Source organism: Streptomyces sp. NPDC028314 (assembly GCF_055565795.1).
On the sequence record NZ_JBVHTP010000005.1, the window covers coordinates 282,015 to 307,834 of the forward strand.

Consider the following 25,820-nt stretch of genomic DNA (forward strand, 5'->3'; position numbering starts at 1 on the left):
TGACAGGCTGGGCGCGGGCTTCGGCGTGCCGGACGGACGACACCGCCCCGCTACGGCATTCCGGTCCGACAATCACTCGATTGCTGGTCCGGGGCCGGGGCGCACGGTCTGCGGGCTGCGGTCAGCTGAGGGCCGAGCCCGCCACCCAGTCGGCCCAGGACATGTTCCAGCCGCCGAGCCCGTTGTTCGGGGCCACCGTCCGGTCCTGCGAGTTCACGACCTCCACCACGTCACCGACCAGCGTCCGGTCGAAGAACCAGCCCGCCGGGGTGTCCGAGCCGCCGCCCTTGTCGTCGCGCAGGCCGACGCAGCCGTGGCTGACGTTCTCCGAGCCGAAGGTGTCGGGGCTGGCCCAGTAGTTCCCGTGGAGGAAGGTCCCCGAAGTGGTGAGCCGCATGGCGTGCGGGACGTCGGGGATGTCGTACTCCCCGCCGAAGCCGACGGTCTGGCCGTTCATCCGGGTCACGTCGAACATCTCCATCACCACCATCTTGCCGTTGTAGGTGGTGTTCTTCGGCGCCCCCGCGCTGATCGGGATGGTGGACACCAGCTCCCCGCCCCGGCGGACCTCCATGGTGTGCTCGGCCGCGTCCACGGTGGAGACCTGCGAGCGCCCGACCGTGAAGGTGATGGTCTTGTCCTGGATGCCGTAGGAGCCGGGCGCGCCCTCGACGTCGCGGAGGTTCATCTTCACGGTGACCTCCGTGCCGGGCTTCCAGTACGCCTTGGGCCGGAAGTCGAGGCGGCTGTCGCCGAACCAGTGGCCGACCACCTCCACGGCGGGGCTGGAGGTGACGGTGATGGCCCGCTGCACCTCGGCGCGCTGTTTGACGGCGCGGCTGAAGTTGAAGGAGACGATCATGCCGGTGCCGACGGTGGAGCGGTTCTCGGGTTTGAAGTAGCCGATGAAGCGCTCCTCCGGAACGTAGGTGGTGAAGGTGGTGTGCCGGGCCTGCCGGCGGTTGTGCCCGTCGAGGGCCACGGCGTCCACGGTGTACTTGGCGGCGAGCGCGAGCCGCCCGGCCGAGGGATCGGGACTCCAGCTGAGCCCGTCGGCGGCGATCTCGCCGGGGACCTGTTCCTGCTGGGCGTCCTCCACCTTGGTGACGACGACCCTCTCCAGCCTCCCCTCGGGGACGCTCACGACCAGCGGCCCCCCGGCGGGCACCCCCTTGGCGTTGTCCTCGGGGGTGACCCGGATGGCCTCGTCCGGAGACCGGGGTTTGCCGGGCAGCTGGATCTCGACCGGGGGCCGGCCGTCCTCGGTGCAGCCGGTGAGCCCGCCCAGCAGGCCCGCCCATGCCGCCATGGCGGCCAAGCCCGCCCCTGCCCGCCTCGTCAGAAGAGTCACGGACTGCCCAACGACCGGGCCCCTCCGGGGGAAACGTGGGCGCGGCCCACGTTCCGGGCCGGACAGTGCGGGCAGAACAGTGGGAAGGACCAGACGGGGGCGGGCCCAGGCCGGGACGCCGGGGCCGCACTCCCTACCCCCGCCGGTACCGAGAGCCGTGGAGGCGGGCAGTGTCGAGCGCAGCCGAGCAAGAGGCGGTGGCAGCCGTCGAGGGTGACGTACGGGACGGCGGAGCCGCGCCCGTACCGCATCCCGACGGGCGGTCCAACGGTAAGGCGAACGGCCAGGTCAACGGCCAGGTCAAGGCCAGGCCAGGCCCGGCGTTACGGGCTTCCGCCCGCCCGGGGCCACCGGTGTGGCCCGGCTCCTCGCACCCGCTGGGGGCCCGCTACCGGACCGGCCCGGACGGGGTCGCGGGGACCAACTTCGCGCTGTGGGCGCAGGGCGCGGAGGCGGTGGAGCTGTGCCTGTTCGACGGGGACGGCTCCCGGAGCACCGAGACCCGGTGCCCCCTGACGGAGCTCACGCACGAGATCTGGCACGGTTTCGTGCCCGGCGTACGCCCCGGGCAGCGCTACGGATTCAGGGTGCACGGGCGCTGGGACCCCTGGACGGGGGCCCGGTACAACCCGGCGAAGCTGCTCCTGGACCCGTACGCCCGGGCCGTGGACGGCGACTTCGCTCTGCCGCCGGAGGTGTACGGGCATGTCCGGGACTGGCCGCAGCAGTACATCGCGGACACCGTGCGCGACGACCGGGACTCGGCCCCGTACGTCCCGAAGGGGGTCGTCGTCCACGATGACGACGACTGGTCGGACGATGTCCGGCCGAAGACGCCCTGGGCCGACTCGGTGATCTACGAGCTGCACGTGCGCGGCTTCACGATGCGCCATCCGGGTATTCCCGAGCGGCTGCGCGGCACCTACGCCGGGCTCGCCCATCCGGCGGCGATCGAGCACCTGACCCGGCTCGGGGTGACGGCGGTGGAGCTGCTGCCGGTGCACCAGTTCGCGCACGAGGACCATCTGCTGCGCCGGGGGCTGCGCAACTACTGGGGCTACAACTCCGTCGGGTACTTCGCCCCGCACGCGGGGTACTCGTCGAGCGGTACCGCGGGCCAGCAGGTGGGCGAGTTCAAGCGGATGGTCAAGGCCCTGCACGCGGCCGGGATCGAGGTCATCCTCGACGTGGTCTACAACCACACGGCGGAGGCGGGCGAGCTGGGCCCGACGCTGTCGCTGCGCGGGATCGACAACCGCGGCTACTACCGGCTCCAGTCCGACCAGCGCCGGTACGCCGACTACACGGGCTGCGGGAACACCCTGCACGCCGGGCGCCCGCACGTGCTGCGGCTGATCACGGACTCGCTGCGGTACTGGGTGACGGAGATGGGGGTGGACGGCTTCCGCTTCGACCTGGCGGCGGCGCTGGCGCGCTCGATGCACGACGTGGACATGCTGTCGCCGTTCCTCGCGGTGATCGCCCAGGACCCGGTGCTGCGGCGGGTGAAGCTGATCGCCGAGCCCTGGGACGTGGGTTCGGGCGGGTACCAGGTGGGGGCGTTCCCTCCGCTCTGGACGGAGTGGAACGACCGGTACCGGGATGCCGTACGGGACTTCTGGCGGGGCGCGCTGCCCGACGTACGGGACCTCGGGTACCGGCTGTCCGGGTCGAGCGACCTCTACGCGTGGGGCGGGCGGCGGCCGTACGCCTCGGTGAACTTCGTGACGGCCCACGACGGGTTCACCCTGCGCGACCTGGTGAGTTACGAGCGCAAGCACAACGAGGCCAACGGGGAGGACGGCCGGGACGGGACCAATGACAACCGCTCCTGGAACTGCGGGGCGGAGGGCGAGTCCGACGATCCGCGGATCGGGCTGCTGCGGCGGCGGCAGCTGCGGAACCTGCTGACCACGCTGCTGCTGTCGACGGGGGTGCCGATGCTGGTCGCGGGCGACGAGTTCGGCCGGACCCAGGGCGGCAACAACAACGCGTACTGCCAGGACAACGCGACGAGCTGGGTGGACTGGTCGCTGCTGGAGGATCCGGCCTGGCGGGAGCTGTTCGCGCTGACCACGCGGGTGCTGGCGCTGCGCCGGGAGCATCCGGTGCTGCGCCGGCGGGCGTTCTTCTCCGGCCGGGCGCAGGGCGCGGACGGGCTGCGGGACCTGGCCTGGTTCACCCCGGCGGGGGCGGAGATGACGGAGCGGGACTGGTACGCGCCGGCCGCCGCGCTGGGCCTGTACCTGTCGGGGCGGGACATCCCCGGCCGCGACGAGCGGGGCCGGCAGGTGACGGACGACAGCTTCCTGGCGCTGCTGCACGCCGGGGACCGGCCGGTGGAGTGGGCGCTGCCGGGGGCGCCGTGGGCGGCGGGTTACGAACTGGTGCTGGACACCTCGCGGGAGGAGCAGGGCGCGCCGCCCGGCACCCGCCACCGGGGCGGGGAGAGCCTGACGGTCCCGGCGCGGGCGGTGCTGCTGCTGAAGGTGGTGAGCTGAGACCGCTACTTCAGGACGTAAGAGCACATCCGGAGCGGCGGGCTACGTTCGTCCTGCGATGATGTGCCCCTCATACGTACACACGTTCAAGGGGGCTCGGCCGGATGGCGAGATTCGGGACCGCGCTGCGGGAGCTGCGCGGGGCTCAGAAGTCGGCGAAGGGAGTGTCGCTCTACTCCCGGTTCGTCAACCGGCCCGCCGGGCGGTACCTGGCCGCCGGGTCGTACGCTCTGGGGCTCACCCCGAACCAGGTGACGCTGGTCAGCGCCGCCTTCAGCTTCGCCGCCGTGGCGGCGGTCGCACTGGCCGCGCCCTCGTGGGGGCTGGGCATCGCCGTGTGGGCCGCGCTCGCGGTCGGCTTCGCCTTCGACTCCGCCGACGGGCAGCTGGCCCGGCTGCGCGGGGGCGGCAGCGCCTCCGGCGAGTGGCTCGATCACGTCGTGGACTGCGCCAAGCTCACCGCGCTGCACACCTGCGTGCTGATCGCCTTCTACCGCTTCCCCGACGCGTTCGGGATCGGCGGGGCCGCGGCGGGCGGCGACGGCTGGCTGCTCGTGCCGCTGGGGTTCCAGTTCGCCGCGATCGTCACCTTCTTCGGCGGGCTGCTGACCGAGAAGCTCAAGCCCAGGCCGGCCCCGGGGAGCCCCGCCGCCGCGCCGTCGACCGTGCGCGCGGTGGCGTTGCTGCCCGTGGACTACGGGGTGTTCTGCCTGGTGTTCCTGCTGCTCGGCGGCGGTGAGCTGTTCCGGTGGGCCTACGCCGGGCTGGGCGCGGTGGCCGCGCTGTTCCTGCTCGCGTTCCTCGCCAAGTGGTACCGGGAGCTCAGCGCCGTTCAGCGGTGAGCTGCTCCGCGCCCGGGAGGGGTTCGGCGAGCACGTCCAGGGCCCGGCGGAGCTGGGTGCTGGACGTGTGGACGGTGTAGGGGAAGTAGACGACGTCGACCCCGTGCTCGGCGAAGTCCTTCTCCAGCCGGTCGCCCTTGGGGGTGCCGCGCCAGTCGTCGCCCTTGAAGATGACGTCGAAGCGGACCTGCTTCCAGGTCTCCACCTTGTCCGGGACCGTCTCGACGAAGGCGGCGTCCACGTACTTCACGCTGCGGACGATCTCCAGCCGCTCGACGAGCGGGATCATCGGCCGCCGCCCCTTCGCCAGTTCGGCCATCTCGTCCGAGACCACGCCGGCCACCAGGTAGTCGCACTGACTACGGGCGTGCCGAAGGATATTGAGATGCCCGATATGGAACAGATCGTACGCACCGGGCGCGTATCCGACTCGATACGTCCCGGGAATGTCTCGCCGCACGGGCGCGCCAAGGTCGGACATGTCCGGCTCCGTCATCAGTTACCCCCCAGAAGCCACACCCCCCGGTGTAGCGGATTAGCAGACAATAGCGTGCACGTTCCGCACCACACGGGTGAACGAATAGGGTGACGTGCGCATCATCCAGGGGAGAAGGGGACCTTCAGTGTCCAGATCCGGTCACCGGCGCCTGCTGCTGGTTTCCACGAATTACGCTCCTGAGCACGCGGGGATCGGGCCGTACGCCACCCAGATCGCGGAGCACTGGGCGGATCTCGGCCACGAGACCCATGTACTGGCGGGCATGCCCCACTATCCGGCCTGGTCCCTCGAACCGGAGTACAAGGGGGCGCTCCGGCGCACGGAACAGCGCGCGGGGGTCACCGTGCACCGGCGCGCGCACACCGTTCCGCCCCGTCAGACCGCCGTCAAGCGGGCCCTTTTCGAAGGATCGATTCTGCTGCACGGCGCCGTGGCCCCGCCCCGGATGCCGAAGCCGGACGCGGTCATGGCCCAGATGCCCAGCCTGGCCGGCGGGGTGCTGGCCGCGCGGCTCGCGGCCCGCTGGAAGGTGCCGTACGTCCCCGTCGTCCAGGACCTGATGGGCGCCGCCGCCGCGCAGAGCGGGATCAGCGGCGGGGACAAGGCGGCCGCGATCGCCGGGCGCGCGGAGGCGTACGCCCTCAAGCGGGCCACGCTGGTCGGCGTCATCCACGAGACCTTCGTGGACCGGGTCGTCGGGATGGGCGTGGACCCCGGGAAGATCCGCCTGGTGCCCAACTGGTCCCATGTGGCCGTCCCCACCAAGCCCCGCGGGGAGACCCGGCGCCACCTCGGCTGGGCGCCCGGCCAGACGGTGGTCCTGCACTCCGGGAACATGGGCCTGAAGCAGGGCCTGGAGGTCCTGGTCGGAGCCGCCCGGCTGGATCCCGGCGTCCGCTTCGTCCTCATGGGTGACGGCAGCCAGCGCTCCGCGCTCGCCGACCTCGCCGCCGACGTACCGAATCTGGACATCATCCCCCCTGCCGCTGACGGCGACTTCCCGGATATCCTCGCGGCGGCGGACGTGCTCGCGGTCACGCAGCACGCGGCTGTGATGGACATGAGCGTCCCGTCGAAGCTCACCTCCTACTTCCAGGCGGGCCGGCCGGTCGTCGCGTCCGTCGCGGCGCAGGGCGGGACCGCCCAGGAGGTGGAACGTTCGGGCGCAGGGGTGCTCGTACCGCCGGAGGATCCCGACGCGCTGCTGAAGGCCGTACGGGCCCTGGCCGAGGACCCCGAGGGCGCGGACGCGCTGGGAGCCGCCGGGCCCGCCCACGTGGCGGCCCACCTGAGCCGGGAAGCGGGCCTGGCCCGCATCGACGCACTGATAGACGAAGCACTTGGGGGTCCCCAGCCGTGATCGAGACGAACCGGCCGGCAGCGGCCCCCGCGGAGGACGAACCCGACCTCCTCAGGGACCAGTTCAAGCAGCTCCTGCGCTACCGCCGACTCCTCGGGGCGGGCATCGGCATCGGCCTGCTGGGCGGCGTCTACCTCGGCATATCCACCGCTGACACCTACGTCGCCACCGCCGACGTCGTGCTGCGCGCGCCCACCGACGACCCGTTCAACCCGAGCCTGGCGCCCGACAAGGCGATCAACATCGGATCCGAGCGGCAGGTCGCGCTCTCCAGCTCCATCGCCAACGAGGCCGCGAAGAAGCTCGGCGTCTCCGCCTCCGGCTTCGCCGCCCTGCGCTCCGGACTGCAGGTGACCAACCCGCCGCAGTCGATGGTGCTCCGGTTCACCTACACCTCGACCTCCCCCAAGGAGGCCGCCAAGCGCGCCAACGCGATGACCGAGGCGTACCTGCTCAAGCGGCAGGAAGCCCTCGACGTCACCCGCGACAAGATGGTCAAGGGGTACAAGGACCAGCGCGACCCGGTCTCCAAGCAGCTCGACGAACTCTCCAAGGAGATCGCCCGGATGCCGGCCGGCGCCGCACGCGACGCCGCCACCTCCTCCAAGACCGACCTGCAGAGCGAGGTCGGCCGCTACAACAGCAACATCACCAAGCTCGAAGCCCTCGACATGACCCCGGGCCGCGTCACCAGCCCCGCGGCCCCGCCCGCCGGCGCCGACGGGCCCGGCATCCCGATGTCGCTCGCGCTGGGCGCCGCCGTCGGCCTCGCGCTCGGCCTGCTCGCCGCCTGGGTCCGGCTCGTCTTCGACCCGGCGCCGCGCTCCGAGGGCGATGTCGCACGGGCCCTGCGGGCTCCCGTACTCGGCTCCCTGCCCCGGGACAAGACCGGTGGCGGGCCGCTGCTCGCCGCCGGCGAGGAGGACCCCCGGCTCGCCGAGGAGTTCCGCTCGGTGGCGTTCCGGCTCGCCTACGACTCCCGCTTCGCGGACCGGCGCCGACTGCTGGTCGTCGCCCCGCGCGGCAGCAGCGAGACCGCCGCCGCGGTGGCCGTGAACCTGGCCGCCTCCTTCGCGGAGACCGGCAAGGACGTGCTGCTCATCGAGGCCGACCTGCGCACCCCGGTACTGGCGAGCCAGCTGCCGACCGACGCCGGCGGGCGGCCGCGCTGGAGCCAGATGCCGGGCGGTCCCGCCGCCGGGCAGAGCGGCGACTCCGACTGGCCCGACGGGCGCCAGCTCGTCGTGGACGCCGGGGAGTCCGGCGCCTTCGACCTGATCCCGGGCGAGCGGGTCCGCAACGTCGCCCGCGCCCTGACGTCCCCGCGCGCGACCCGGCTGATCTCCGAGGCCGACTCCCCCAACTCCACCGTCGTCGTGCTCGCGCCGCCCGTGCTCTCCTACGCCGACGCGCTCGCGCTCGTCGACCGCGTCGACGGGGTGCTGGTCGTCTGCGACCCGCGGGCCGTGCACCGCACCGACCTGTCCCGGATCCGCGAACTGATCAGCGGCGCGGGCGGGACCGTGCTCGGCGCGGTGCTGCACGCCCCGCTGCCGGGCGAGAAGCGCGGACGCGGCAAGGACAAGGGCTCCTCCGCGTCCAGCGCCGCGGCCCCGGCACGGACGGGCGGGCCGAAGCCCCCGCAGGAGCCCCAGCCGATCCCGTACGAGGTGGCCGAGCCGGAGCAGCACATCCCCGGTGACGGCACGGACACCGTGGCACTGCGCACGGTCCGTACGGGCCGGCGGTGAGCCGGCGGGGTCTCGCCGCAGTCGCCTCGGTCCTGGACCAGGCCGCCTCCAGCGCCACCAACATCGTGGTGCTGGTGCTGGCCGCCCGGCTCTCCTCTGCGGCCGGGTTCGCCGACTTCTCGATGGTGTACGTGACCTTCAGCGTGCTCCTCGGGCTGAGCATGGCCTACGTCGGCCAGACGGTGGTGCTGGAGAAGGGCGACGGGCTCGCCGCCGTGTGCCGCTCGGGCATCGCCTTCACCGCCGCCGCGTCCGCCGTCGTCGGCGCCGCGCTCGTGGCCGTGGGGCTGCTGCTGCCCGGGGCCACCGGACGGGCCTTCCTCGCGCTGGGGTTCGTCCTGCCGCTGGTGCTGGTGCAGGACGGGCTGCGGTACTGCTTCTCCGCGCTGCGCAGGCCCGAGCGGGCGCTGGCCGCCGACACGCTGCGGCTGGTGTGCGTCGTCGGGGCGCTGCTGCTCCAGCCCGAAGGGGCCTCCGCGGGGCGGCTGGTGCTGGTGTGGGGCGTCTCGGCGCTGCCCGCGCTGGCACTGGGGCTGTTCCTGCTGCTGCCGTACGTGCGGGGCGCGGCCGTGGACCTGCGGCCGTACGTGCGGCGCGGGCACCTCGGGCAGCGGTTCGTCGTCGAGTTCGCGGTGGGCAACGGCTCCAGCCAGCTCGCCGTGCTGGGCCTCGGCGCGTTCGCGACGCCGCTGGCGGTGGGCGCGCTGCGGGGTGCGACGACGCTGTTCGGGCCGCTGAACGTGCTGTTCAACTCGGCGAACGCCTTCGGGCCGCCGGTGGTGGGGCGCGCGTCCGGCAAGCGGGGCGTCGTCCGGCTGACGCTGCTGATGGGCGGGGCGCTGGCCGTGCTCGGAGCGGGCTGGGGGGCCGTGCTGTACGCGCTGCCCGACCGGCTCGGACGCCAACTGCTCGGCGACACCTGGGCGGCGGCCGCGGCGCTGCTGCCGGCGACGGGGGCGCAGTACGCGGTGATGGGGCTGGGCACCTGCGCCCTGCTGACCCTGCGGGTGCTCAACCCGAAGGCCACGCTGTCCCTGCAAGTGGTGTTCTCGCTGCTGTCGGTGGGGCTGCTGCTGGGGGGCTACGCGGTGTGGGGCGTCGCCGGGGCCGCATGGGGCCTGGCGGTGGGCTCCGCGGCGAAGGCGGGAGCCGGGTGGCTCCGCGTGGGGCGGCTGGCGGTCCCGGGGCCGGTGGCCGCGGCCGATGCCGTGGAGCACCGGGCAGTCTGAACGACGCCCTGGCCGGGCCGCTGCGTTGGGGAGATGGCGGCAGAAGGAGGTGTACCCACTCCTTGCCACTCTCAACTTATAGCGCAGTGGGGGGCTTGCGGCAAGGCCCCCTTCCTCCCGCAGAATCACTCGCCTAAGGCCGGTAGCTGCGGAAACGGGAGATCCACGAAGTGCATGCGTTTTTGACCGACCCCCTGACCACCAGCGCGTTCGCCCTGCCCGACCACCTCTCGCCCAAGGCCGACCCCGAGCTGATCGGCCGCGACGAGCAGCACTTCGCCGCCATCGCCGAGAGCCTCGCGCAGGCCATCGCCGAACTGTCCGACCGCCTCGACGCCACGCGCAGGGCTCCCGGCGGTGCCGGCCGGGAGGCGATGGACCGGGACATCGAGATCCACCGGCTGACCGGCCGTCTGCGCACCCTGCGCCGCTTCGGCCTGGACCTGTGCCTGGGACACGTCGTCGCCCAGGACGACCCCGAGCCCGTCTACATCGGGCGCCTCGGCCTCACCGACAGCACCGGGCGCCGGCTGCTGCTCGACTGGCGCTCCCCCGCGGCCGAGCCGTTCTTCGCGGCGACCCACGCCGACCCGATGGGCCTGGCGAGCCGCCGCAGGTACCGCTGGACCGGCGGGCGGATCAGCGACTACTGGGACGAGGTGTTCACCGCGGACGGGCTCGAAGGGCACGCCGCGCTCGACGACCAGTCCGCCTTCATCGCCAGCCTGGGCGGCAACCGGTCGGCCCGGATGCGCGACGTGCTCGCCACGATCCAGGCCGACCAGGACGCCATCATCCGGGCGGGATCCCGCGGCGCCCTCGTCGTCGACGGCGGTCCGGGCACGGGCAAGACCGTCGTCGCCCTGCACCGTGCCGCCCACCTCCTCTACTCCGACCCCCGCCTCGGGCACCGCCGGGGCGGCGTGCTCTTCGTCGGCCCGCACCAGCCCTACCTGGCCTACGTCGCCGATGTGCTGCCCAGCCTGGGCGAGGAGGGCGTGCAGACCTGCACCCTGCGGGACCTCGTCGCCGAGGGAGCCGGCGCCGGGGTCGAGAACGACCCGGACGTGGCCCTGCTGAAGGCGTCCGCGGACCTGGTCAAGGCGATCGAGCCGGCCGTGCGCCTCTACGAGGAGCCGCCCTCCGAGGGGATGGAGGTGGAGACCCCCTGGTCCGACCTCTGGCTGAGCGCCGACGACTGGGCGGCGGCCTTCGACGCGGTGGAGGCGGGCACCCCGCACAACGAGGCGCACGAGCAGATCCTGGAGGAACTGGCCACGACCCTGCTGGACAAGGACGACAGCGACGCCCCGCCCCACCTGCTCAGGAGGTCGCTGCTGCAGAACGGGGAGCTGCTCAGGGCCCTCCACCGGGCGTGGCCGATGGTCGAGGCCGCCGACCTCGTCGGGGACCTGTGGTCGGTGCCCGCCTACCTGCGCCGGTGCGCTCCCTGGCTCGGCCCCGACGAGGTCCGCAAGCTCCAGCGGGGGGACGCCGCCCAGGCCTGGACGGTGTCCGACCTGCCGCTCCTGGACGCGGCCCGGCAGCGGCTCGGCGACGCGGAGGCGGCCCGGCGCAAGCGCCGCAACGAGGCCGCCGTCGCCGCCGAACGTGCGCGCAGGTCCGACGCCATCGACAGCATGCTGCAGAACGTGGTGATCGACGAGAGCGAAGGCGCGGTGGGGATGCTGCACGGACGGGACCTGCAGGACACCCTGATCGACGAGAGCGCCCTGGCCGGTGCCGAACCGGATCTGCTCGCCGGTCCGTTCGCGCACGTCATCGTGGACGAGGCCCAGGAACTGACCGACGCGCAATGGCAGATGCTGCTGCTGCGCTGCCCGTCCCGGAGCTTCACCATCGTCGGGGACCGCGCCCAGGCCCGGGACGGATTCACGGAGTCGTGGCGGGAGAGGCTCGAACGGGTCGGGCTCGACCGGATCGACGTCGCCTCGCTGAGCATCAACTACCGCACGCCGGAGGAGGTCATGGCGGAAGCCGAGCCGGCCATCCGGGCCGCGCTCCCGGACGCCAACGTGCCGGCCTCCGTCCGCAGCAGCGGCATCCCCGTCGTGCACGGATCCGTCGCGGACCTGGACTCGGTCCTCGAGACCTGGCTCGCCGCGCATGCGGAGGGGATCGCCTGCGTCATCGGCGCCCCCGCGTTCCGGGCGACCTCACGCGTCCGGTCGCTGACCCCTGGGCTGTCGAAGGGGCTGGAGTTCGACCTGGTCGTCCTCGTCGATCCGCAGGAGTTCGGCGAGGGCGTCGAAGGAGCGGTCGACCGCTATGTCGCGATGACCCGCGCGACCCGGCAGCTCGTCATCCTCACCAGCTAGCGCAGGGTGGTGGCCTTGTCGGTGCGGTGGGTCGCCACCAGCGCCAGGCAGAGCGCGGCGATGGCGACGCGGCCCGAGGCCTGGAGCAGCGGGCCGCGCAGCAGGATGAAGGAGTAGCCCGCCACCAGCGGGACGACCACCGAGATCAGGCTGCCGGGCGGGGACCGGCGCGTGGCGCGCTTCGCGTAGCGGCGGTCCACGCGGGCGGACGCGTACCCCAGGCCCAGCAGCCCGGCGCCCATGCCCAGCGAGCCGAAGTCGATCCACAGCTCGGCCCAGATCGGGGAGGAGAGGTTGGTGTTGACCGTGCCCATCCACTGGCCGACCATCACGCCCGTGTCGCGGGGCTTGCCCGGCCATACCGAGCGGGGCACGGCGAAGAAGACCGAGCCGGCCAGCTGGCGCCCGTAGAGGTGGCCGGGGCCCGAGTCGGAGTAGGTGATGGTGTTGGCGAACATGCCGATCTGGTCGTAGTCCTTGAGCGCCATGGGCTCCAGGAACGAGGTCGTCTCGACGGGCTTGTAGTTCTTCTCGTCGTAGCGGAAGCGGTCCGCGAAGGGGAAGACGAGCAGGGCGATCACCACGGCCATCGACAGGGCCACCCGGTACATCGCGGCGCTCACCGGGAAGACGGTGAAGAGCAGCGCGAACATGACGGTGAGGAACCAGTAGCGCGGGTTGGAGATCGGGTTGTTGACCACGAGGTTCAGCGCGGCCAGCGCCGCCCAGGTGACGATGATCGACACCTTGCGGCGGGCGAACTTCGAGGTGATCAGCCAGCGCGTGTACAGCAGCAGGGCCAGCAGCGCGGGGACGGTGCCGAAGCCGCGCAGCAGCGCCTGGCCGGCCTGGCCGTCGCCGTTGGAGACGCCCGCCTCCTCGATGCCCGCGATGATCTCCTGGCGGCTGGAGAAGAAGACGGCGGGACCGCCGAGCTTCATGATGAAGGCCGCGCTGCACAGGAAGGCCAGGCCGGTCAGGAGCTGGAGGCGCCGCCGGTGCGCCATGACCGGCTTCTCCTCCTTGCGGGAGCCGCCCGCGCGGCCCGTCGGCCGGTGCCGGGCCAGCAGGACGCCGACGTCGAACGCGAGGCAGCCGAGCAGGACCAGGCCGATGGCGATGGTCAGGTCGGAGCGGGGGCCGACCACGGGCGTGGGGACCCGGCCGAGTACGGCCTGCGCGAGCGGGGCGACGCCCATCGCCATGTAGACGAAGAGCCAGAAGGAGCCCTGGAGCAGTTTGCGGCGGCTGGTCAGCACCATGGCGGAGAGCCGGGCGCCCGCGTACATGGTGAGCAGGAGCTGGAGCCAGAAGGCCGCGTCGTGCTGGCCGTCGCCGGACTGGACGGCGACGAAGAGCGGCAGGAAGACGGTGAAGCCGAGGATGAGGGGGACGGACAGCGCCCGGGAGAGCAGGGTGCGCGGGGTGGTGACCCGGCCCCATCTGGTCGCGTCCGCTTCGTCGGGCGCCGGGCGCGTGACGGGGGCCTTGCGTATGTCCGTTGCCACTGCTGCCCCCACCCCATGTGCCTGGTCCGCGCGCAGTCTAGTCTGAGGCGGCGGCGCCCGGGGAGGCGCGGCCGGGGGCGCCTCCAGCGTGGCTGGGGGAGGACGACGAGGGGCGACAGTTGCGTGACCTTCCTGCCTTCACGCTGGCCGGATACGACAAGGGGCGGGGGCTGCTGACGCAGGCGCTCTGGTTCGCCGTGATGAACACGGTGTTCATGGCCTGGTTCTGCCCGGCGGGGCTGCGCGTCGCGCTGCTGCGGGCGTTCGGGGCGAAGATCGGCGAGGGCGTGCTGATCCGGCACAAGGTGCGGGTGCTGTGGCCGTGGAAGCTGACGGTCGGGGACCACACCTGGATCGGTGAGGGCGCCTGGCTGCTGAATCTGGAGCCGGTGACCATCGGGGCGAACGTGTGCGTCTCGCAGGAGGCGATGCTGTGCACCGGCTCGCACGACCACCGGGCCGCCGACTTCCGCTACCGCAACGCCCCCATCGTGGTGGAGGACGGTGCGTGGGTGGCCGTACGGGCGACCGTGCTGGCCGGCGTGACCGTCGGCCGGTGCGCGGTGGCGGGCGCGGGAGCGGTGGTCCACAAGGACCTGCCCGCCTTGACCTTGCAGACCCAGGACGGGCGGCGCCGCCCGGTGGAGGAGCCCAAGTGAGAGTCCTGCACGCCGTTACCCTGCACTCCCCCTCGCACGCCTTCGGCGGCCCGGTCCGCGTGGCGCTGAACCTGGCCAAGGGGCTGCGGGCGCGCGGCCACGAGGCCCGGCTGCTGGCGCTCGGCGAGGGTTTCCCCGACCCGTGGCCCACCTCGGTGGAGGGCGTCCCCGCGAAGCTGTTCCCGGCGCGGCGGCTGCTCCCCCTGGGCTTCAGCGGGATGACCTCGCCGGCCCTGCTGGCCTCGGCGGGCCGGCTGGTCCGCGATGCCGACGTCGTCCACGTGCACCTGGCGCGGGACCTCGTCACGCTGCCGGTGGCGCTGGCGGCGCTGCGGGCCCGCAAACCGCTGGTGCTCCAGACCCACGGGATGGTGGACCCGAGCGGGAAGCTGCTGGCGAAGGTGCTGGACGCGATGGCGGTACGCCGCCTGCTGCGCGGCGCGGACGCGGTGCTGTACCTCACCCCGCACGAACGGGAGGGCCTGGACGCGGTGGTGGGCCCGCCCGCGCTGGCTTCCGCGGTCCGCCTGGTGAACGGGACCCCGGCCCAGGAGGAGCGGCCCGCGCCGAGCGGACCGCCGCGCGTGCTGTACTCCGCGCGGCTGCAGGCCCGCAAGCGGCCGGTGGACTTCGTGGACGCGGCCCCCGCAGTGCTGGCGGTGCACCCGGACGCGGAGTTCGTGGTGGCCGGCCCGGACGAGGGCGAGCTGGCCGCGGTCCGCGCCCGGATCACGGCGCTGGGCCTGGGCGACCGGTTCACCGTACCCGGGGCCCTGTCCAGCGCCGAGGTGCTGACGGAGCTGCGCCGGGCGCACGTGTACGTACTGCCGTCGGTGGAGGAGCCGTTCCCGATGTCGGTGCTGGAGGCCCTGTCGGTGGGCGTCCCCCCGGTGGTGACCCACTCCAACGGCCTGGCCCGCGACATCGCCGCCGCGGGGGCCGGACTGGCGGTGGACCCGGGTCCGTCGGGGGTGGCGCAGGCGGTCCTCGCGCTGCTGGACCGGGCCGCCAACGAGTCGGCCTCGCGGGCGGCGCGCAAGCTGGCCTCGGAGTCCTTCTCCATGGACGCGGTCCTGGACACCCTCCTGCCGGTGTACGGGGCTGCCCTGGGCAGCCGGTGAAAGAGCCCGCCCGCTAGATGCCGTCGCGGCCGCGTTCCTCCACCACCGGGAGGACCCCGGCGGTGCGGCGGCGCTTGAGGACGCTGGCGTAGACCGCCAGGCCGACGGCGCCCGCGGCCATCATGATCAGGCCCACCAGGTCGAGGTTGACGCTCTCCATCTTCCAGTCGCTCGCGAAGGTGAGGATGGCCCCCACCACGATCAGGGCGATGCAACCGCCGATGCCGCGCATACCTATCGCCTCCACATTCCTGGTCGTGTCACACGCGGGTACCCCCCGAAGGGATGCGAAAACGCCGCCGCCGCCCGGCAGTCCGGGCGGCGGCGGCGTCGTGCGCGGGCGGTCCGTTACGCGGGGACCCAGGCGTAGCAGCCGGTCGAGTTGAACACGGCGGTGCCGGCCGGGACCGCGGCGACGATCTTGTCGCCCGCCTTGACGGGGGCCTCCGGGCCCGAAGCCAGGACGGCGCCGTCCTTGCTCTTGGCCTCCCAGGTGCAGGTGGTGCTCTGGGTCAGCGCCCGGTAGTTGCCCGCGGCCGGGGACTGCTTGGGACCCTCGGCGAAGCCCTTCTCCGCCGCGGCGAGGATCGGCTTCTGCTCCGGGCACAGGATGTTGATCGCGTCCTTGGCGCCCGCGATCTCCCCGGTGATGACGGCGCCGGTCGCCGCGTCCTTGTCGTGCTTCGCGGTGCGCGACACGCGCTGGCAGGACTCCTGGCCGGTCTGCAGGACGGCCGCCGGGTCCATCTTCTCCGGCACCCGACCGCTCAGGTACTGCTTCTCGTTGGGCTTGAAGCTGCCGGTCTTCGGGGTGAGCTTCGCGTCCGGCAGGACCGGGCCCGTCGGCTTCGCCTCGGGCGCGGGCGCCGTGGAGGCGGGCGGGGCGTCCGCCGGGTCGGGGGCGGCCGACGAGGCGGGCGGCTTCGGCTTGGCTGCCGCCTCGTCGGACCTGTCGTCGCCGTCGGAACTGCAGGCGGTCAGCGTCAGGGCGGCGGCCAGCAGAACAGCAGCCGCTGCGGAGCGTCGGTACATCAGGGGGCTCCCGTACTTGCCGGTGGTGAGACAGGGGTACGGGGCCTGCCGGCTGAGGCAGGCCCCGTACTCCGTCAGGCGGTTGTTACTTCGGGCCGAAGGTGAGGATCAGCTGCGGAACCGCGTCCGCCGCCGTCGACTCCGAGGACCAGATCCACAGCGGGTCGGTGCCCGTGCTGGTCAGCGCCAGGCTGGAGCTGCTGCCCAGCAGGGCGGTGACCGCGGCGGTGTTCAGCTCGACGTTCTGGATGGCCGAGCCGTCCGGCACGCCGGCGATGGTGCCGAGCGCCGGGGTGCCGAGGGCGGGCTTGGTGTTGAACGTCGTGGCCGCACCGCTCCAGCTGCCGGTGACCGGGACCACGGACACGGTGTCGGCGGTACCGGCACCGGCCTGCGTCGTGGTCTTGACCTGGAGCGAGGCCGCCTTCAGCACCTGCCCGGCCGGGGCGGCCGGGAGGTTGAAGCGCAGGTACGTCTCGTAGGCCGCGGTGCCGCGGACCGCGAGCGAGGTGGCCGCGCCGTTGGCGGCGCTGGGGGCGCCCTGGTTGACGTAGGTGTCCTCGGTCGTGGAGACCTTGGAGACCGTGTCGGAGGGGGCCTTGGCCAGGTCGTAGTGGGACTTGACCTGGGCCTGGGTCAGCGCCGTCGGGTAGACGGCCGTCTCGTCGATCTGACCGGCGAAGAAGTTGCTGGTCGGCTTGGTGGGCCAGCTGGCGAGGTTGTCGCCGCCGACGTGCCAGAAGCCCTCGTACGGCGAGAAGTTGGTGACGCCGAGCGTGCCCTTGTTCTGGCCGTCGACGTACAGCACCATGCCGGCGGGGCCCTGCGTGCCGACGACGTGGTGCCACTTGTTGTCGTTGTACGAGTCGAACAGGCCGGTCGAGATGGTCCTGGCGGAGCCGTTGTAGACCCCGAAGACCAGACGGCCGGTGTTGGTCATGTACAGCTGCTTGTCGTACGAGCCGCTGCTGCGGTCGGTGTTGTTGCCGAAACCGATCAGCTTGCCGCCGCGCGTGGTGTTCGTCTTGAACCAGGTCTCGACGGTGTAACTGGTGCCGACCGTCTGGCGGTGGTCGCTGTACACCTGCTGGCTGGTGCCGTTGAAGCCCATGGCCGTGCTGGCTCCGCTGATGGCGCCGGGCGTCTGGCGCAGCGCCGGGGCGTTGAGCTGGATGCCGCCGGTGTTGCCGCCCACCGAGGAGTCGGCGACGTACGGGCTGACGGTGTCGTCGTAGCGCCAGTACAGGTTGGCGCCGTCCGAGCGGACCTTGTCCGGGTACGACTGGACCGAGGCCGGGATCGTCACGGAGCTGTTGGCCGAGAGCGCGCTGGTGTTGCCGGCGGCGTCGGTGGCGGTCACGCGGTAGGTGTACGACTGGCCGGCCTTGACCGTGGTGTCGGTCCAGGACGCCTGCCGGCGCTCCCACTCCAGGGACTCCGCCGCGACGGTGGCGATCGGGGTGCCGGAGCCGTTGCGGTAGATGCGGTACGTCAGCTTGCTGTCGTCCGGGTCGTAGCTCGTGCGCCAGCGGACCTGGGCCTCGCCGGGCTTGACGCTGCTCGCGCTGGCGACCGGGGTGGTCGGGGCGCCGAGGTCGCCGGTGGAGGCGAAGCGGGTGAGCGCCTGCTGCGGCTTGCCGTTGATGAGGGTGAACTCACCGCCGACCCACATGTACTTGGTGTCGCTCTTCTCCGCGATGGCCATCACGCGCGGGCCGATGCCCTCGCCGAGGCCGTCGTTGGCGGTGGGGTGCCAGCCGAGCTTGCGCGGGCTGCGCACGAACCCGTCCACGGGCGCGGGGGCGGCGCCTTCGTGGTCGGTCAGCTGCGCCAGCAGGAAGTTGCGCTTGCCGTCGGGGAACTGGCCCTCGAGCGAGCAGTCGTGCGCGTGGGAGGAGCTGTAGAGCACTCCGTCGTACGGCAGGACGAACTGGGTCGCGCCGAGGCAGCGGTCGCGCCACTTCTCGTCGAAGTTGGTGCCGAGGCCGATGCGGCCGTCGAAGACACCGCCTCCCGAGCCCTCGTTGCCCGTGTAGTAGCCGGTCGAGTCGGCGGCGATGTGCTTGACGACCGAGTTCGACGGGATGTTGCTGTACGTCTTGGTGACGGCGCCCGTGGTGGCGTTCACGACGGCCAGCGCGTGGGTGTTGGAGCCGTTGACCGAGAAGAAGTCGCCGCCCAGCAGGACGTTCTTGCCGTCGTTGCTGATCTCGATGGCCCGGCCCGGCTCGTCGGCGTTGGCGACGAAGGGCTTGAGGGCACCGGAGGTGGCGTCGACCGCGGCGAACCGCTCGCGGGTCTGGCCCTCGACGGTGCCGAAGTCGCCGGCCGCGTACAGCGTGTCGTCGGTGACGGCGAGCGCCCGCACGGTGGCGGGGAAGCCCGGGTGGAACGAGGCCTTGGGGGTGCAGCTCTCGATGTCGATCGCGGCGACGCTGGAGACCGGGGTGCCGTTGACGGCGCCGAAGTACCCGGCCGCGTACAGGGTCTTCTTGTCCTTCGAGACGACCAGGGCGCGCACGGTCGCGGTGCCGTCACCGGTGGTGAAGGCGAGCTTGCAGGAGGTCGGGTTGCCGGTCGCGGCGTCGAGCGCGACGAAGTTGACGGCTTCCTGCTCGGTGCCGCTGCCGGCGCCGTCGGGCGGACGGACCGCCGAGAAGGTACCGCCCGCGAAGACGGTGCCGTTCGCCTGGTCCATGGCCCAGACGATGCCGTTCGGCTGCCAGGTCGGCAGCTCGTCGGCGGTGAATGCCACAGGCTGCGTGATGGCGGACGCCTCGGGCATCAGCACCAGGCCTATGCCGGTGCCGGCACCGGCCAGTGACAGGACGAGGGCAGCAGTCAGCCCTCTGGATCTACGCATGAGCCCCCCAGGGCAATCGCCCGGTTTGATGGCTGGTTCGACAAGTATCAGATCAGCCATATGTACTGGCGCAGACTAGGGCTCGCGTGAGGGCCCGGTCACCTCACTTGACCCATTGCATACCAACTTGGAATCAACAGGGTTCAGCATGGAGGGTGCACGACGGACATACGGCAGGTTTGCCCCGGCCATACCCGCAGAGACCTGCGGTGCACGACCGGGACACGGCAAAGCGTAGGCGCAATATAAGGCCTCAGCGGTCGATGCGTACCGTCACGCCCGCCAGTTGGTCCTCGACCTGGCGGATATCGGCATCGACCATGATCCGCGCCAGTTCCGCCACCAGGACCGACGGCTTCCAGCCAAGCAGGTCATTGGCCTTCGAGGCGTCCCCGATGAGGGCGTCGACCTCGCTGGGGCGCTCGTACTTGGGGTCGTAGCGCACGTGGTCGTTCCAGTCGAGGCCCGCGTGGGTGAAGGAGGACTCCACGAACTCGCGCACGGTCGCGGCCACGCCCGTGGCCACCACGTAGTCGGTCGGCTCGTCCTGCTGGAGCATCCGCCACATGGCGTCGACGTACTCCGGGGCGTAGCCCCAGTCGCGGACGGCGTCGAGGTTGCCGAGGTAGAGGTGGTCCTGGAGCCCGGCCTTGATCCGGGCGACGGCGCGGGTGATCTTCCGGGTCACGAAGGTCTCGCCGCGGCGCGGGGACTCGTGGTTGAAGAGGATCCCGTTGACGGCGAACATGTCGTACGCCTCGCGGTAGTTCACCGTGGTCCAGTACGCGAAGACCTTCGCGGCGCCGTACGGGCTGCGCGGGTGGAACGGGGTGTGCTCGTTCTGCGGCGGCGGGGTGGCGCCGAACATCTCGGAGGACGAGGCCTGGTAGATGCGGGTGTCGACGCCGCTGGCCCGGATGGCCTCCAGCAGGCGCAGGGCCCCGAGGCCGGTGACGTCGCCGGTGTAGAGCGGGGCGTCGAAGGAGACCCGCACGTGCGACTGCGCACCCAGGTTGTAGACCTCGTCGGGGCGTATGTCGCGGAGCAGGTTCACCAGGGCGACGCCGTCGGACAGGTCCGCGTGGTGCAGGACGAGGGAACGGTTCTGCGTCTGCGGGTCCTGGTAGATGTGGTCGATCCGCTCCGTGTTGAAGCTGGAGGACCGCCGCACGAGCCCGTGCACCGTGTAGCCCTTGGAGAGCAGGAGCTCTGCGAGGTACGAGCCGTCCTGTCCGGTGACGCCGGTGATCAGTGCGGTCTTGCCCATGTGGGGTCCCCCTGGGAATCGTTGCGGTCTGTGGTGGTGAGCGGGGCTCGCCCCGCCCTGCCGGAGCGGTGCCCGGGAACTCCGGGGTGCCGCTCCGGGCCGCCGGGGCGGCGCCCCGGCGTTTCGAGGCTGCGCCTCGGGGTTGGTGGCGGGCCCGGCGGCCCTGGTGGTGCAGTGCCGGGCGCGGGTCCCGGCAGGGGGGCGGGCCGTCCGCGCGGGCGCGGGTACGGCCGGCGGTGCGGGGGCTGGATGGGTACCGTACACGGCCCAACCGGAACCTCTCCCGCCGGATTCCGGCCGGAGGGACCGGAGGGGCGGGAGGCGGCCACCTCCGCGGAAATCCGTGGCGGCGGGCTGGCATCATCGGCGGTATGACAAGTTCGCTGCCGCTCCTGCCCCCGCACGCCCGCGTCTTCGTCGCCGGCCACCGCGGCCTCGTGGGGTCCGCGGTCGTCCGGCGGCTCACCGCCGACGGCCACGAGGTGCTCACCCGCAGCCGCGCCGACCTCGACCTGCGCGACGCCGCCGCGACCGAGGCCTACCTGCGGGACGTCCGCCCGGACGCGGTCGTGCTGGCCGCCGCCAAGGTCGGCGGGATCATGGCCAACAGCACCTACCCGGTGCAGTTCCTGGAGGACAACCTCAGGATCCAGCTCAGCGTCATCGCCGGCTCGCACGCCGCCGGGGTGGACCGCCTGCTGTTCCTGGGCTCCTCCTGCATCTATCCCAAGCTGGCGCCGCAGCCCATCAGCGAGGACGCCCTGCTGACCGGCCCGCTGGAGCCGACGAACGAGGCCTACGCGCTGGCGAAGATCGCCGGCATCGTCCAGGTCCAGTCGTACCGCAAGCAGTACGGGGCCTCGTACATCTCGGCCATGCCGACGAACCTCTACGGCCCGGGCGACAACTTCGACCTGCAGTCCTCGCACGTGCTGCCCGCCCTGATCCGCCGCTTCCACGAGGCCGCGGCCGAAGGGCGCGACGAGGTCACCCTGTGGGGCTCGGGCACCCCCCGCCGGGAGTTCCTGCACGTGGACGACCTGGCCGCCGCCTGCGCGGTGCTGCTGAACACCTACGACGGCGACGAGCCGGTCAACATCGGCTGCGGCGAGGACCTGACCATCAAGGCCCTCGCCGAGACGGTGGCCGAGGTGACCGGCTTCGAGGGCCGGCTCGCCTGGGACACCTCCAAGCCCGACGGGACCCCGCGCAAGCTGCTGGACGTGACCCGTCTGACCTCGCTGGGCTGGAAGCCGGGCATCCCGCTGCGGGACGGCATCGCCGCCACGTACGCGTGGTGGCTCGAACAGAACTGATCGCACGGGCCCGCGGCCCCTCAGTACGCTCCGCGACCGTCGACGACGGCGCGGAGGGTGCGGCCCATGACGTCGACGTCACTGGTGAAGGACCAGTTGTCCACGTACTGCAGATCGAGCTGAATCGTTTCGTCCCAGGACAGGTCCGACCGCCCGCTGATCTGCCACAGGCCGGTCATACCGGGCCGCACGGTGAGCCGGCGCAGCTCGACCTCGTCGTACTGCGCCACCTCCTCCGGGAGCGGCGGCCGGGGGCCGACCAGCGACATGCTGCCGGTCAGTACGTTGACCAGCTGGGGCAGTTCGTCCATCGAGGTGCGGCGCAGCAGCCGGCCCACCCGGGTCACCCGGGGGTCGCGGCGCATCTTGAACATCAGGCCGTCGTTCTCGTTGGCCCCCGACAGCTCGTCCTTGAGCTGGTCGGCGTCCACCACCATCGTGCGGAACTTCCACATGACGAAGGGTTCTCCGTCGCGGCCGATCCGGCGCTGGCTGTAGAAGGCGGGGCCGCGCGAGCCGAAACGTATCGCCAGAACGACGGCGAGGAACAGCGGCGACAGCAGGAGCAGTCCCACCGCGGCGCCGGCGCGGTCCAGGACCGACTTGAGCAGGGTCTGGATCCCGCGCCGCACCGGCGGGGCGATCCGCAGCACGGCGAGCCCGCCGGCGGTGAGGGTTTCCAGCCGTTTGACGGAGATCTCCACCAGTCCGGGGAAGACGGCCAGTTCCAGCCCGGCGTCGTGCAGGGTCCATGCGACCCGGCGCAGCCGCTCACCCGTGATCCGTACGCCCGGGGCGACCAGCACCAGGTCGGCGTGGTGGCTCGCGGCGGCACCCAGCACGGTGGCCGAGTCGCCGTTCGGCGTCTGCGGCATCTCCGCTTCGAGGCGGCCCGCGACGGGCACCCCGTTGGAGACCGGCCCCTCGCCGACCGGGAGCACCCCGACCACCACGTACGGGTGGTCGGTGCGCGCGGCGAGGTGCGCGATCACCTCCTCGGCGGCCCCGGGCTCACCGACCACCAGCACCCGGCTGACCGCCTGGGCCTCGCGGCGGGCAGCGGAGAGGTGGCGGTAGGTGAGCTTGTGGCAGGCGACGGTGATGAGCAGAGCGGGCAGCAGCGCCCCGAGGGCCGCCAGTCGGGGGGTGCTCTCCCCGGTCACCACCCGGGCGACGGCGAGGACACCGATGAGAATCAGCCAGTCGTGCACGACGGGCAGTACGCCCCGGGATTCTCCGAGCACCCGGGACGCGTAGCGCCGGCGCAGTGCCTGGACCCCGGTCCACGCCAGGGCGGCGCCGACGGCGCAGTACACGGGCCGGACCTGCTGCGCCGCCTCGAAGACGAGTCCTACGGGAAGGGCGGCACCGACGAAGTCGGCGGTGACGGCGGCGGGCAGGTACCAACGGGCCTTGTCCCCGAGCCGCCGGGCGGGCGCGATGGCCTTCCCGACCGTATCGGCTGCGGTTCTGGCCACTCTTTGCGCAGGAAAATGGACATGCCTCATGGGCCCCCCTGGCACGTGGTCTATGACTGTGGCGCGTGCCCGCGGCTTCCCCTGGCAACGGGCAACTGTCGCACCGGGAAACAGTACGACAAACACCCGTACGGTAAATGCCGTTTGCGTTAACGGAGTCCCTCGTTGCGCAAGTGTTAGCAACCGGTATCTCCTGTTCCGGAACTCGGACCCCGCCTTCCCACACAAAGGTGAATGGTTCGAATACCGGATACGTATCTTCGGACAACGAACCGTTTCCAGCCAACCTTTTGACGCGGCCCTGACATCAGCGCCCACAGGTGGCACTCTTCGACCGTTCATCGCACCAGCCCTGATCTGCCCGGAGGCCCACCCAGCCGTCCGGAACCCCCCTTGCAGAAGGAGTCTGCGTTGAGTCCCACCCCCCAGCGGCGCGCCACCGCGGCCGGCGCACTCGTAGCCGCGGCAGCCCTGCTCGCCGTAGGTATACAGGCCGGTTCCGCCACCGCCGACGCCACCGCGTCACAGGCCCGCGCGGCTGCCCAGCCCAACCCGGGCTCGGCCAACCGCGCGCTCAGCGCATCGGAGCGTGCGACGCTCCTCGCCGACGCCAACTCGACCACCGTGCAGGCGGCGAAGGCACTCGGTCTCGGTGGCACGGAGAAGCTCATCGTCCGCGATGTCGTCCAGGATGCGGACGGCACCACGCACACCACCTACGAACGCACCTACGAGGGCCTGCCGGTGCTCGGCGGTGACCTGACCGTCCACGCCAAGGGCGGCGTCACCAAGAGCGTGACCAAGGCCACCAACCACGAGATCAAGGTCGCGGACACCACCGCCACCGTCACCCCGGCCTCGGCCGAGGGCGCGGCCGTTTCGTCCGCGAACTCCGCGGGTGCCAAGGACGCCAAGCCCGCCAAGAACGCCCGCAAGGTGATCTGGGCGGCCGAGGGTGTTCCGGTCCTCGCGTACGAGACCGTCGTCGGCGGCCTCCAGCACGACGGCACGCCGAGCCAGCTGCACGTGATCACCGACGCCAGGACCGGCGCGAAGATCACCGAGTGGCAGGCCATCGAGACCGGCACCGGCAACACCATGTACAGCGGCCAGGTCACCGTCGGCAGCACCCAGTCGGGCAGCACCTACACGCTGACCGACGCCGGACGCGGCAGCCACAAGACGTACGACCTGAAGGGGGGCAGCTCCGGCACCGGCACGCTGTTCTCCGGACCGGACGACGTCTGGGGCAACGGCGCGGCCTCCAACCGGGAGACCGCCGGCGCGGACGCCGCCTACGGCGCCCAGCTCACCTGGGACTACTACAAGAACGTGCACGGCCGCAACGGCCTGCGCAACGACGGCGTGGCCCCGTACAGCCGGGTCCACTACGGCAACGCCTACGTCAACGCGTTCTGGGACGACTCCTGCTTCTGCATGACCTACGGCGACGGCACCGGGAACACCCACCCGCTGACCTCGATCGACGTGGCCGCGCACGAGATGACCCACGGTCTGACCTCGGTCACCGGCAACATGACCTACTCCGGTGAGCCCGGCGGCCTCAACGAGGCGACCTCCGACATCATGGCGGCGGCCGTCGAGTTCAACGCCAACAACCCGCAGGACGTGGGCGACTACCTCGTCGGCGAGAAGATCGACATCAACGGCGACGGCACCCCGCTGCGCTACATGGACAAGCCGAGCAAGGACGGCGGCTCCAAGGACGCGTGGTACTCGGGCATCGGCGGCATCGACGTCCACTACTCCTCGGGCCCGGCGAACCACGTCTTCTACCTGATGTCCGAGGGCTCCGGCGCCAAGGTCGTCAACGGCGTCAGCTACAACTCGCCGACCTCGGACAACCTCCCGGTCACCGCGATCGGCCGGGACGCCGCCGCGAAGATCTGGTTCCGCGCGCTGACGGTGGGCTACTTCAAGTCCAACACCAACTACGCGGCAGCCCGTACGGCGACCCTCCAGGCCGCCGCCGACCTCTACGGCGCGAACTCGGCCACCTACACCAACGTGGCCCACGCCTGGGCGGGCATCAACGTCGGCACCCGGCCCGCGCCCGCAGGCGTCTCGGTCACCCCGATCGCCAACCAGACCACCCAGATCAACACCGCTGTGAGCCTTCAGGTCCAGGCGACCAGCACCAACCCGGGTGCGCTGAGCTACGCGGCGACCGGCCTGCCGGCCGGCCTGTCGATCAACTCCTCGACCGGCCTGATCTCGGGCACGGCCACCACGGCGGGCACGTCCAACGTGACCGTCACCGTGACCGACTCCGCGAGCAAGACCGGTACGGCGTCCTTCACCTGGACGGTCGGCACCGCCCAGCAGAACGTCTTCGAGAACACCGCGGACTACGCGATCAACGACAACGCGACGGTCGAGTCGCCGGTCACCGTGACCCGTTCGGGCAACGCCCCGAGCACCCTCAAGGTGGACGTCGACATCAAGCACACGTACGTCGGTGACCTGAAGGTCGACCTCGTCGCCCCCGACGGCACCGTCTACAACCTGCGCAACCGCACCGGCGGCAGCGCGGACAACATCCTCCAGTCCTTCACCGTGAACGCCTCCTCCGAGGTCGCCAACGGGGTCTGGAAGCTGCGGGTCGCCGACCTCGCGAGCGCGGACGTCGGCAAGATCGACAGCTGGAAGCTCACGTTCTGACCCCCGCCAGGGGTGCGTGAAC

The 25,820-nt window shown here is 71.9% G+C and carries 18 protein-coding genes; 10 read left to right on the plus strand and 8 right to left on the minus strand.

Going from position 1 to position 25,820, the window contains the following annotated elements:
- Positions 1 to 121 precede the first annotated feature (121 nt).
- Positions 122 to 1,309: a L,D-transpeptidase gene (locus ACZ4TG_RS14750; protein ID WP_468162718.1), complete on the minus strand. Its 1,188-nt coding sequence runs from the start codon at positions 1,307 to 1,309 to the stop codon at positions 122 to 124.
- Positions 1,310 to 1,521: 212 nt separating this feature from the next.
- Between ACZ4TG_RS14750 and glgX the strand changes: the two genes are divergently transcribed.
- Positions 1,522 to 3,852 (plus strand): glycogen debranching protein GlgX, encoded by a 2,331-nt coding sequence (glgX, locus tag ACZ4TG_RS14755; RefSeq protein ID WP_468162439.1) that lies wholly within the window; start codon positions 1,522 to 1,524, stop codon positions 3,850 to 3,852.
- Positions 3,853 to 3,956: 104 nt separating this feature from the next.
- Positions 3,957 to 4,694 carry a CDP-alcohol phosphatidyltransferase family protein gene (locus tag ACZ4TG_RS14760; RefSeq protein ID WP_468162441.1) on the plus strand — a complete coding sequence of 246 codons (738 nt, stop codon included), beginning with the start codon at positions 3,957 to 3,959 and terminating at the stop codon, positions 4,692 to 4,694.
- Here ACZ4TG_RS14760 and ACZ4TG_RS14765 read toward each other — a convergent pair.
- The gene (locus tag ACZ4TG_RS14765) at positions 4,675 to 5,175 is read right to left on the minus strand and encodes an FAD synthase family protein (RefSeq protein WP_468162443.1); all 501 of its coding nucleotides are present in this window, start codon (positions 5,173 to 5,175) and stop codon (positions 4,675 to 4,677) included. The genes ACZ4TG_RS14760 and ACZ4TG_RS14765 overlap by 20 nt on opposite strands.
- 172 nt (positions 5,176 to 5,347) lie before the next feature.
- On the opposite strand from ACZ4TG_RS14765, the gene ACZ4TG_RS14770 reads away from it, so the two are divergent.
- From ACZ4TG_RS14770 to helR, 4 genes are all read left to right on the plus strand, one after another.
- Positions 5,348 to 6,553 (plus strand): glycosyltransferase family 4 protein, encoded by a 1,206-nt coding sequence (locus ACZ4TG_RS14770; RefSeq protein WP_468162720.1) that lies wholly within the window; start codon positions 5,348 to 5,350, stop codon positions 6,551 to 6,553.
- Positions 6,550 to 8,304, plus strand: a complete 1,755-nt coding sequence (locus ACZ4TG_RS14775; protein WP_468162445.1) for a lipopolysaccharide biosynthesis protein — start codon at positions 6,550 to 6,552, stop codon at positions 8,302 to 8,304. Before ACZ4TG_RS14770 ends, ACZ4TG_RS14775 begins: the two co-directional genes overlap by 4 nt.
- Complete coding sequence (locus ACZ4TG_RS14780) at positions 8,301 to 9,533, plus strand: MATE family efflux transporter (RefSeq protein ID WP_468162447.1); 1,233 nt, start codon at positions 8,301 to 8,303, stop codon at positions 9,531 to 9,533. Before ACZ4TG_RS14775 ends, ACZ4TG_RS14780 begins: the two co-directional genes overlap by 4 nt.
- A 182-nt stretch (positions 9,534 to 9,715) precedes the next feature.
- Entirely contained in the window at positions 9,716 to 11,872 is a 2,157-nt protein-coding gene (gene helR, locus ACZ4TG_RS14785) for an RNA polymerase recycling motor ATPase HelR (RefSeq protein ID WP_468162449.1), read from the plus strand.
- Here the strand turns inward: helR and ACZ4TG_RS14790 are convergent.
- On the minus strand, positions 11,869 to 13,380 hold the full coding sequence (locus ACZ4TG_RS14790; RefSeq protein ID WP_468162451.1) for a hypothetical protein: 1,512 nt from the start codon (positions 13,378 to 13,380) through the stop codon (positions 11,869 to 11,871). The two genes, helR and ACZ4TG_RS14790, sit on opposite strands and share 4 nt — an antisense overlap.
- Positions 13,381 to 13,499: 119 nt before the next feature.
- Between ACZ4TG_RS14790 and ACZ4TG_RS14795 the strand changes: the two genes are divergently transcribed.
- The gene (locus tag ACZ4TG_RS14795) at positions 13,500 to 14,039 is read left to right on the plus strand and encodes a WcaF family extracellular polysaccharide biosynthesis acetyltransferase (RefSeq protein WP_468162453.1); all 540 of its coding nucleotides are present in this window, start codon (positions 13,500 to 13,502) and stop codon (positions 14,037 to 14,039) included.
- Entirely contained in the window at positions 14,036 to 15,160 is a 1,125-nt protein-coding gene (locus tag ACZ4TG_RS14800) for a glycosyltransferase (protein WP_468162455.1), read from the plus strand. The genes ACZ4TG_RS14795 and ACZ4TG_RS14800 overlap by 4 nt, the downstream gene beginning before the upstream one ends.
- A gap of 13 nt (positions 15,161 to 15,173) precedes the next feature.
- Here ACZ4TG_RS14800 and ACZ4TG_RS14805 read toward each other — a convergent pair whose 3' ends face one another.
- The 4 genes from ACZ4TG_RS14805 to gmd all read right to left on the minus strand — a co-directional run bounded on the left by ACZ4TG_RS14805 (position 15,174) and on the right by gmd (position 20,322).
- Positions 15,174 to 15,392 carry a DUF6458 family protein gene (locus ACZ4TG_RS14805; RefSeq protein WP_468162457.1) on the minus strand — a complete coding sequence of 73 codons (219 nt, stop codon included), beginning with the start codon at positions 15,390 to 15,392 and terminating at the stop codon, positions 15,174 to 15,176.
- A gap of 116 nt (positions 15,393 to 15,508) precedes the next feature.
- On the minus strand, positions 15,509 to 16,192 hold the full coding sequence (locus ACZ4TG_RS14810; protein WP_468162459.1) for a hypothetical protein: 684 nt from the start codon (positions 16,190 to 16,192) through the stop codon (positions 15,509 to 15,511).
- An 85-nt stretch (positions 16,193 to 16,277) separates the two neighbouring features.
- Entirely contained in the window at positions 16,278 to 19,055 is a 2,778-nt protein-coding gene (locus ACZ4TG_RS14815) for a CBM96 family carbohydrate-binding protein (RefSeq protein WP_468162461.1), read from the minus strand.
- 253 nt (positions 19,056 to 19,308) lie between these two features.
- Positions 19,309 to 20,322, minus strand: a complete 1,014-nt coding sequence (gene gmd, locus ACZ4TG_RS14820; RefSeq protein ID WP_468162463.1) for a GDP-mannose 4,6-dehydratase — start codon at positions 20,320 to 20,322, stop codon at positions 19,309 to 19,311.
- A gap of 371 nt (positions 20,323 to 20,693) precedes the next feature.
- On the opposite strand from gmd, the gene ACZ4TG_RS14825 reads away from it, so the two are divergent.
- Positions 20,694 to 21,638: a GDP-L-fucose synthase family protein gene (locus ACZ4TG_RS14825; protein ID WP_468162465.1), complete on the plus strand. Its 945-nt coding sequence runs from the start codon at positions 20,694 to 20,696 to the stop codon at positions 21,636 to 21,638.
- A gap of 20 nt (positions 21,639 to 21,658) precedes the next feature.
- On the opposite strand, the gene ACZ4TG_RS14830 is transcribed toward ACZ4TG_RS14825, so the two are convergent.
- Positions 21,659 to 23,146 carry a sugar transferase gene (locus ACZ4TG_RS14830; protein ID WP_468162467.1) on the minus strand — a complete coding sequence of 496 codons (1,488 nt, stop codon included), beginning with the start codon at positions 23,144 to 23,146 and terminating at the stop codon, positions 21,659 to 21,661.
- Between the two features lie 381 nt (positions 23,147 to 23,527).
- Here ACZ4TG_RS14830 and ACZ4TG_RS14835 point away from each other — a divergent pair, with 381 nt between their 5' ends.
- Positions 23,528 to 25,798 carry a M4 family metallopeptidase gene (locus tag ACZ4TG_RS14835; protein ID WP_468162469.1) on the plus strand — a complete coding sequence of 757 codons (2,271 nt, stop codon included), beginning with the start codon at positions 23,528 to 23,530 and terminating at the stop codon, positions 25,796 to 25,798.
- The last annotated feature ends 22 nt before the right edge of the window (positions 25,799 to 25,820 follow it).

Bases quoted from the DNA above. Each gene is read 5' to 3' on its own strand.
- ACZ4TG_RS14750 (WP_468162718.1), bottom strand. From the start codon at position 1,309: ATGGCGGCATGGGCGGGCCTGCTGGGCGGGCTCACCGGCTGCACCGAG.
- ACZ4TG_RS14760 (WP_468162441.1), top strand. From the start codon at position 3,957: ATGGCGAGATTCGGGACCGCGCTGCGGGAGCTGCGCGGGGCTCAGAAG.
- ACZ4TG_RS14765 (WP_468162443.1), bottom strand. From the start codon at position 5,175: ATGTCCGACCTTGGCGCGCCCGTGCGGCGAGACATTCCCGGGACGTAT.
- ACZ4TG_RS14805 (WP_468162457.1), bottom strand. From the start codon at position 15,392: ATGCGCGGCATCGGCGGTTGCATCGCCCTGATCGTGGTGGGGGCCATC.
- ACZ4TG_RS14810 (WP_468162459.1), bottom strand. From the start codon at position 16,192: ATGTACCGACGCTCCGCAGCGGCTGCTGTTCTGCTGGCCGCCGCCCTG.
- ACZ4TG_RS14815 (WP_468162461.1), bottom strand. From the start codon at position 19,055: ATGCGTAGATCCAGAGGGCTGACTGCTGCCCTCGTCCTGTCACTGGCC.
- gmd (WP_468162463.1), bottom strand. From the start codon at position 20,322: ATGGGCAAGACCGCACTGATCACCGGCGTCACCGGACAGGACGGCTCG.
- ACZ4TG_RS14825 (WP_468162465.1), top strand. From the start codon at position 20,694: ATGACAAGTTCGCTGCCGCTCCTGCCCCCGCACGCCCGCGTCTTCGTC.
- ACZ4TG_RS14830 (WP_468162467.1), bottom strand. From the start codon at position 23,146: ATGAGGCATGTCCATTTTCCTGCGCAAAGAGTGGCCAGAACCGCAGCC.